Annotated in this window: 7 protein-coding genes; 1 reads left to right on the plus strand and 6 read right to left on the minus strand. The window is 57.4% G+C overall.

Annotated features, from left to right (window positions below):
* Window positions 1–6 precede the first annotated feature (6 nt).
* Window positions 7–645 (plus strand): TraX family protein, encoded by a 639-nt coding sequence (locus tag NRS07_RS20245; protein ID WP_259213937.1) that lies wholly within the window; start codon window positions 7–9, stop codon window positions 643–645.
* A gap of 58 nt (window positions 646–703) precedes the next feature.
* Here NRS07_RS20245 and NRS07_RS20250 read toward each other — a convergent pair whose 3' ends face one another.
* The 6 genes from NRS07_RS20250 to NRS07_RS20275 form a co-directional block, all read right to left on the minus strand.
* The gene (locus tag NRS07_RS20250) at window positions 704–1,018 is read right to left on the minus strand and encodes a YkgJ family cysteine cluster protein (RefSeq protein ID WP_259213889.1); all 315 of its coding nucleotides are present in this window, start codon (window positions 1,016–1,018) and stop codon (window positions 704–706) included.
* Window positions 1,015–1,410: a hypothetical protein gene (locus tag NRS07_RS20255; protein WP_259213890.1), complete on the minus strand. Its 396-nt coding sequence runs from the start codon at window positions 1,408–1,410 to the stop codon at window positions 1,015–1,017. The genes NRS07_RS20250 and NRS07_RS20255 overlap by 4 nt, the downstream gene beginning before the upstream one ends.
* A gap of 10 nt (window positions 1,411–1,420) precedes the next feature.
* On the minus strand, window positions 1,421–2,353 hold the full coding sequence (locus NRS07_RS20260; RefSeq protein WP_259213891.1) for a hypothetical protein: 933 nt from the start codon (window positions 2,351–2,353) through the stop codon (window positions 1,421–1,423).
* 363 nt (window positions 2,354–2,716) lie between these two features.
* The gene (locus tag NRS07_RS20265; protein ID WP_259213892.1) at window positions 2,717–3,085 is read right to left on the minus strand and encodes a hypothetical protein; all 369 of its coding nucleotides are present in this window, start codon (window positions 3,083–3,085) and stop codon (window positions 2,717–2,719) included.
* A gap of 186 nt (window positions 3,086–3,271) precedes the next feature.
* On the minus strand, window positions 3,272–5,890 hold the full coding sequence (locus tag NRS07_RS20270) for a DNA phosphorothioation-associated putative methyltransferase (RefSeq protein WP_259213893.1): 2,619 nt from the start codon (window positions 5,888–5,890) through the stop codon (window positions 3,272–3,274).
* 289 nt (window positions 5,891–6,179) lie between these two features.
* Window positions 6,180–7,741, minus strand: a protein-coding gene (locus NRS07_RS20275; RefSeq protein ID WP_259213846.1) for an IS3 family transposase whose coding sequence is annotated in 2 segments (ribosomal slippage) — window positions 6,180–7,285 and window positions 7,285–7,741 — 1,563 coding nt in all. Because the reading frame shifts where the segments join, the coding sequence is not laid out codon by codon here.
* Window positions 7,742–7,798 lie beyond the last annotated feature (57 nt).

Raw genomic sequence — 7,798 nt, forward strand, 5'->3', positions numbered from 1 at the left:
GAAGCGATGAAGTGGTGCGCGCTGATCTTGATGACGCTCGATCACATCAACAAGTACCTGTTCAATCACACCATACCAGCGCTGTTTGCCCTTGGGCGCATTGCCATGCCCCTGTTTGTCTTCGTGCTCGCGTACAACCTGGCACGGCCTGGCGCGCTGGAAAAGGGCGTTTATCGGCGCACTGCCACACGCCTGGCGCTGTACGGCCTGCTGGCCTGTTTACCCTTTATCGCGCTGGGCAAGGTGCACGGCGGCTGGTGGCCGCTGAACATCATGTTTACGTTGTTGGTCGCAACCGTCGTCATTGGCTTGATGGCCAAGGGCGGCCGGCTCTGCACCACGTTGGCCATCGGCGTGTTCATCGTCGGTGGCGGATTAGTCGAGTATTGGTGGTTCGCAGTGGGCTTGGCGGTCATCTGCTGGAGGTATTGCGCGAGGCCGGCCACGTCGAACCTTGTCGCTCTCGTCGCTTGCTTCGGAGCGCTCTGGCTCGTCAACCAGAACCCGTGGGCGTTCGCGGCCCTGCCATTGATTGTGGCCGCCCCCCGCATCGAGCTATCCATGCCAAGGCTTTCACAGATCTTCTATCTATACTATCCGGCGCACTTGGGCGTACTATTTGTGGTTTCCAAGTTCATGCATTGAAGGGGAGGAGCGATCGCATCACGCTGCATGCGTCGATAGCGCAGCTGGCCACCGGGTGTCATTCTTGCCGTGCGTGAGGCAAGGCGATTGCGCGGCCCTGCAATTGATCCTCGAGTCGAGCACTCAATGTCGTACAGGCCTGCAGGTTCAACGCCACATAGATCGGCCACGTCATGCGAGATTGGAACAGCTCGTCGAAGGTTTTCTCGACATTGCACACGTCAGGGCGCTGGGCGTAGATGCCACAGCGTCCCTGGGTGTCGTTGTAATGCCGGCAAGTGCCGTCACCTCGGTTCAATCCAGCTGTCTGTGGCATCAGCTCAACGGACCTGCAGCACGCCCCGCAATTATTGCAGGGAAACGCTTTCCTCATATTTCGATGCTGGTGACCTGAGGATTACGTAGGTCGACCAGTAATTCACGCGCGCCAGCTAGGGGGGACTCTTTCGTGACAGCCACGATCGCGGCCATCGCATTCGATGCCAACTCGGCGTTACCTTCCGCCAGACCCTTGTCGAGACGTTCAAACATGCCGTTGATGACACCAGCCCGCTCTTTAAATGCGCCATCGAGATAGGTCTTCAAGATTGCAGCATTTTCTTCGATCATCTTGATGTTGATATCGCGCGTCGCGCGGATCGATTCGCGTTTCGTTTGCTCGACTTCGGCAGTGAATTTGTACTGGCTCCAGGCGTCAACGATTTTGTCGAGTGCTTTACTGGCGTCGCCGACAACGGGAGCAGCTTTGGTTAGTGTACGGAGCATAGTGATCCTATCAGGACAGTTCGGCAGAGCCGGAAATTTTCGCTTTGAGGTTGGCGACCGCCGCACCGTCCTCTTCCATGATCGCGATATCGAGCAGATTCTTCAACCCTTTACCCACCATCACCATCGTCGCAAAGGCTTCCGGATCGCTATCGTCGTCCACCTTGACTGCATCGAAGCGTTTCGCGACCCTGCTCAGGGCAGACGATAATTCCTTCGCGTTCGCACGCAGTGCCGACAGCGCTAACGTTACCTTTTTCAACTCTGCAATTGCTGTGTCTGCCTTCGCCTCATAGGCGCGTGCTTGGGTCAATGCTTCTTCTGCTTTGCTAGCCATCATGAAACCGCCGATGGCTAACGCGGGGCCGAGGACGATCCCGCCTAATGCAATGGCGCCGCCAGCCATGCCAAAGCCGCCGGCGCTCAGAGCGCCGCCGCCGAGCCAGGCCAGCGTGGCATTGGTGGCTGCCGCGCCACTCAAGCCCGATATCATGGTGCCGGTCGAGGCGGCAGCGAGGGTCCCCACCCCACTGTATGCGCCCATGGCCGCCAAGGCGCCGCTCGCGGCACCAAGGCCCAGTCCCTTTTCGATCTCGAGCGATTTCAGCACCAGGCGTTCCATCTGCTTGAGTTCGTCGAGTGTGATCTGGACATTAAAGCCCTTCAACACAGACTTGGCGTTTTTGGAACGCTTGATGACGTCGACGAGATGCTTGATCTGGTTGTTGAAGATTGACAGCTTCACGCGACCAAGCTTCTCGAATGCGGTATTGGTCTTGTCGCGATCGGCGTTGATGGCTTCTTCTGCCTCTTCATAGCGGCGGCGTGCGCTCTTGCCAATCCGTTCGGCGTCTTCGAAGTCGCTCATGGCGCCAATCCCCTTGACGACGCCGGTAGTGGCCAACAGGGCAGCGGCGCCCCAAAGAATGAGTGGTACTGGCATGTTTTCGGCCCGATGATCAGTTAACTAGCGCGTAAGTAGTATTGCGCAAGAGAAAGATATGATGTTACAGCATCTGGAACGGATAGGCTGGTGTCATCACGGCGCTGCCCTGATTTATGCGGGGTGGGTGGAATCTGTTGCGTGTTGGCACAGTGCGCCATGCTCACGGTTGGAAGGCAATCGGGAGATCGCTGTTGCCTTAAGTGCAAGAAAGTAGAACTTCCAGTTAGTTGATTTTAGATAATAATTTCGGTTCGACTATCGGACTAGCTATTGTCTTCAATTGCACGCAATATCGACCAAATTAACATTTATGAAAACACCTATAACGCTCATCTATTATCTCAACGCGCATCGGATCAACTACGCGCGCTCGCCGACGACCTGGCTCGGGTGACACTCTCCCCACCACACAGCAGGGTGATCAGCGTTGCCGACATATGTCGGCTTTATGACGGCGTTTCCCGGAAAGTTTAACTTCGTCAATGGGATCTTCCCCAAAAGAATGAAAAAGTTATTTATCGATTGAGCGTAGAGGATAATCAGATACTTCAACGTTTCGAGCAAGCGCGCGAACGAATTACGCCTGACGATAAGGCGGTAATATCGCTTGCTAGATTCAACAGGTTTCAAACGCACAGCAATACGCTCTATGTCGGCGCCTCTCAAGATCTTTGCGTGCGATTGGAATGGCATTGCGGAATCAAACGCCCGGAAAACTTTGCGCTTCATTTAAGTCGTTGGCTTCCGGACGAGCTGCGCGAGATCCCAAACCTTGGAGTACTGGTCACTTTCGGGACTTGATTTGAGCCATGAGCTGGCTGCGCAAGCCTTGGAAGACGCCATGTGGACAGAATGCGCACCGTTGTTTGGACGGCAAGGAGCAAAGTAGGGCGGGCACACCCGGAGATTGATTTTTTAGGCACCTTCAGCATCGATGGGCGCCGTGCTGAATACCGCCACCGATCTATCGATTCTCGGCACTCTCATCCCTGACGCATTGGTCGTCATCCGCACAAATTGCCGCGCAGGCGTCGCCGAATAACTGACGTGGATGGGTCGATCCTTACCATAAAAATAGAGTCGGTCGAAGGGCGTATTGGCGGCCACCCATAGCGCGACTTCCTCCATGTCTTCGTCGGCCACGACAAAGTCGCAAGCGGCGCCGAGCCGGTCACAGATTGGACGACCAGTACGCGTCAATTCGTGCCCTGCGTGCTGGTCCAGTTTGGGCGCGATACGGCCCGGAATCACCCGCGCGAGTTCAGCCGAGCAGAAACCATAGGTCAGTTCGACCATCCCGAAATAGTCGACCACGGGATCGATCACCTGACGAGCCAGGTCATGTAGGGCAGTGTAGGTAGCCGGTTGACGCGGACGGTTAGGCAACCCTGTGCTGGCCTGGGTTTCGCCACGCTCGATGAAGTCGCGGTAGGTAAAATGTCCGCCGCACGCCTTATCTAGTTCGGGCAAGTTCGCGCTGCGCACGAGTGCAAATCCATCGATTTGCCAGCGGCGAGATTCGAGCTCAGCTGCGAACTGCGCGGTAGTCCGATCCTCGTTGATGAGCTCATTCAGATCAGCGCGCACCAGCTGGTCTTCGAACGCGAGCTGGTCAGCATAATTCAGGCATTCCTCGTTGATGAAACGCGATTTCCAGAATAAACAGGGAGACGGATAGGCCTCGCTCCCATACTCAAAGAGGTCCAGATCGAGTTCACGCAGTTTGACCTTGACCCGTCGCGAGAGGGCCGGAATAGGGCTGTTGTCGAAGTCGACGTAGCTGGACAGACTCATTTTGCCTGAACGGATGTGGATTTTTACGAGGTCGAAGTCGGACAGTTCGCCCACCAACATGGTGGCGCAACCGATATAGATGCGCAATAACGCCGGCAGTCGAGGCACAAGGCTGGTGTGCAGTTGTAATGAGTGGCTCTCTACCAGCCACCCCAAGCCATACTGGGATGCCGTGACACAGGCCGCATTCAGTCTTTCCAGATCAGTTAGCTCATGCAAGATCGCGCGCGCGTTGCATTGCCAAGCGCGGTAGTCCCCGAAGTGATATCGCACATCGCGTTGCAGCGTCGGATCGAGGTCACGATACGGCTGGCGCTTACCAAACTGTCCCAAGGCCGCGAACACGAGCAGGTCATCGACCTTGGCTTGCTCTGCACTACGCACCTCGGCTTGGTCTAAATACTTGGCAACGAGACTGAGCGCTTTGTTCAGCGACAGCGCCGCAATGCCAAGTCCGTCCGACAGGGCAGGTGTGAGTTCGTCGCTGAGTGGCGCACGACCCAGACCGAGGTGAACCTGCCATAGGTCGCGCAACAGCTCGCCATGGGCCGCAACGAGCGCTTCTTCGCGCGACGGTTTCGGAGCGCGCGGCTCGGCTATGCGGGATGGACGGGGTGTTCGAACCGGGGTGCGCCAGGCGCGCGCTGCATCGCGCCGACGTCCGCCATAACGCCGTTGCAGAAACCGTTGTTCCAGGAGTTTGTCCCTGAAGACAAAAAAGACGCCGGGCCCGACTGCGACCGCCGGTTCATCCAGGACGTGTTCGATAAAGTCACGCAGCTGGACCTGTGAAAAATATTTCTGGAAGGTGTTGCGTGAGGTGAGGTAGCCGTCGCGATGGGCCCGTCCATCCGGTGGTTGTGCACTAGCCAGCATGGCCGCCACGGCTAACACTCCACGAGTCAACGCATAGGCGCCGCGTAATGCTTCCATCCGCTCATCAAGGTCCTCGATCACGTTAATCACGAAGCCGAGGTTGACCGTATCGGCGACCTGACGTGCCGCCTCGGGACGATAATGCGGGTCCCAGCCTGCCGCCTCAATCCCGTTCTCAAGCAAGGCACGCAGGTCGTCTCCTTTGCCGCAACCGTAGTCAAAAAAGCTGTGCTCGAAATTGATGAGTTCGTGGCGCCAAAGCGCCTGTACGGGCGCCGATAGGTTCGTGCGTGTCAGCGCAGTCAAATGGCGCTGGACCGGGCCCGTGATCGCGCTGGCCTCATCGTGGGGGGCAGCTACGTTGGCGAGAGGAATGAACTCCTCACCATCCAAGGCGTAGCCCTTGGAAGCGATTTGCTCTAGCCACTGTTCATGGAAGCCGATGCGGCTAGTATCTTCGAATAGTCCTAACGCTTCGGCAGTGTGCGTTAGCGCCGACCACTGCGCGATGCGCGGATCTGTCGATGGCAGTAGGGTTTCCTTGCGATGCAGGACGGGTGGGTTACGCGATTGGGTGTAATCCCGGAAGACCACACTGGAGGTCTGTAAGTGGACACGCCAGCTCTTACTCAAAGTAGGGAAGGGCGCCGCGTCGAAATCGTCGTAGGCCAGCAAGGACAGCTGTTCGGTCGAAGCGTGCATTTTGACGACATTGACATGCTCACCTATGACCAATCCAGCAAGAGACGCAGCCCGCTCACATGCAGCGCGTAGCGCCTCAGGCCAAGAGCTGAGCGCTGTGATATGCGCATAGAGATGATCGACGACATGCTTCCCGACCAACCCTTGAAATGGTTTTTGCATGAGCTTGCTCCCAACTGCATACCGGAACATGGCCTCGACGGCAGACACGTCTAGAGGGCAGCATTGTCGTTGCTACTATCCGACACGCGGCTGTATTGAGTTTAGCTGCTATTCAGCTAGATTGACTTAGACCACGTAAACAAGACCCTTTACTTTCCCTGATGCAAGATCTGAAGCATAAGACGAATCAGCGAGTGCAGCGCCACCTTGGTCAGGTCGAGAAGACCTTACACAGCGACCGGGAGGCGGTCCCGGTGACTGTCAAGCTAGTTGTCGCCTGAATTAGTTGTTATGCCGCTTTTTTGAGCAGCTCGTTTTTGTCCACTTCGGTCACATTGCTGCTGGTCTGATCCGGGTTCAGATGGACGATGGAGACGGGCTCCCAGTTGCGCGTGTTGCCGCTCCAGCGCTCCGGATGCGCAGCCCTTGCTGCCTGATACACCGCGTCCCGTTTGCGTAGCAACGCCGCGTCCAGGCCTGCGTGGCGCTGTGCCGGGGTCACGAACCGGATCGCGCTGTGGCGGTGCTCGTGGTTATACCAATGAACAAAGCGACCGACCCACTGCCGTGCCGCCAACAGGCTGTCGAAGGCCCTTCGTGGATAGATGGGCCGATATTTCAATGTCTTGAACAACGACTCCGAAAAGGGGTTGTCATTGCTCACGGACGGGCGGCTGAATGAGGGCATCACGCCCAGCGCCTGCAGGGTCGCCAGCATGGTTGCGCCCTTCATCGGGCTGCCATTGTCCGAATGCAGTACGACCTGCTCCGGAGCAATGTTCTCCCGTTCGCAAATGTCACGCACAACCTCGCCGGCAAGCTCACTGCTTTCCACGTCGTATATCTGCCAGCCCACGATTTTGCGGCTGAAAATATCCATGAACAAGTAGAGGTAAAAATAGACGCCCTTCACGGGCGTGGGCAGATACGTGATGTCCCAGCTGTACAGCTGACCAGGGGCGGTCGCCACCAGCGCACGCGGCTTGTGACGAGCCTGTGCGGGACGTTCGGCATTTCGATGGGCGAGTTGATTCTCCGCTTTCAGCACCCGATAGAATGTCGACTCCGAGGCCAGGTACACCCCTTGATCGACCAAGCGCGGCACGATCTGGCTGGGCGGCAGGCTCGCGAACTCATCGGAGTTGGCGACAGCGAGCAACTGACTGCGTTCAAGCGCGCTGAGCCGGTTTCGCGGCGCCTGCACACGCGCCGGCCGCTGGTCGCCGCGCAGTACGTCACGCTGCCACCGTTGCAGCGTGCGCTCGCTGAACGAGATCGCAGCGCACGCCTTGTCCTGGCGCGCACCGGCTTCGACCGATTCTGCGACCAGGGCCATCACTGCGATGCGCTCTGGCAGCGAGGTCATTTGACCTCGTCCTCCCAGAGCGCCCGGAACTTTTTTTGTAGGATCAGTAACGCTGCCGCCTCCGCCAGTGCCTTGTCCTTGCGCAGCACCTCCCGTTGCAGTCGATCGTTGTCCTCCTTGAGCGCGCGTAGCGCTTTCGAATCCTGCGGCCCCGTTTTTCTATCGGTGCAAAACGCCGCCTGCCACTCGTTCAAATGATGAGGAAAAACGCCGTGCTCTCGGCACCACGCGTTCAATGTCTCGCCCGTCATGCCGTGGGTCTCGTGCAGCGCCACCAGCTGCTCCTGGGCACTCCAATCCTGCGGACGCTTCTCTTTTGCCGCTGGGGTATTCGTCTCTGCCACTGCTTTCCTCACCATCCAATTTTTCAGCGTGTGGTAATTGACGTTGATATCGTCTGCGACTGCCTGCACGCTCCTGCCGCCACGCGAGAATACCTTGACCAGTGCCTGTTCTACAAATGCCGGTGAGTACACTGCCTTCATCTTGCACCTCTATATTTGGGGGAAATCTAGAGGCGACAACTAGTCTGACACCGGGGG

Source organism: Massilia sp. H6, from assembly GCF_024802625.1.
Lineage (GTDB): Bacteria > Pseudomonadota > Gammaproteobacteria > Burkholderiales > Burkholderiaceae_D > Telluria.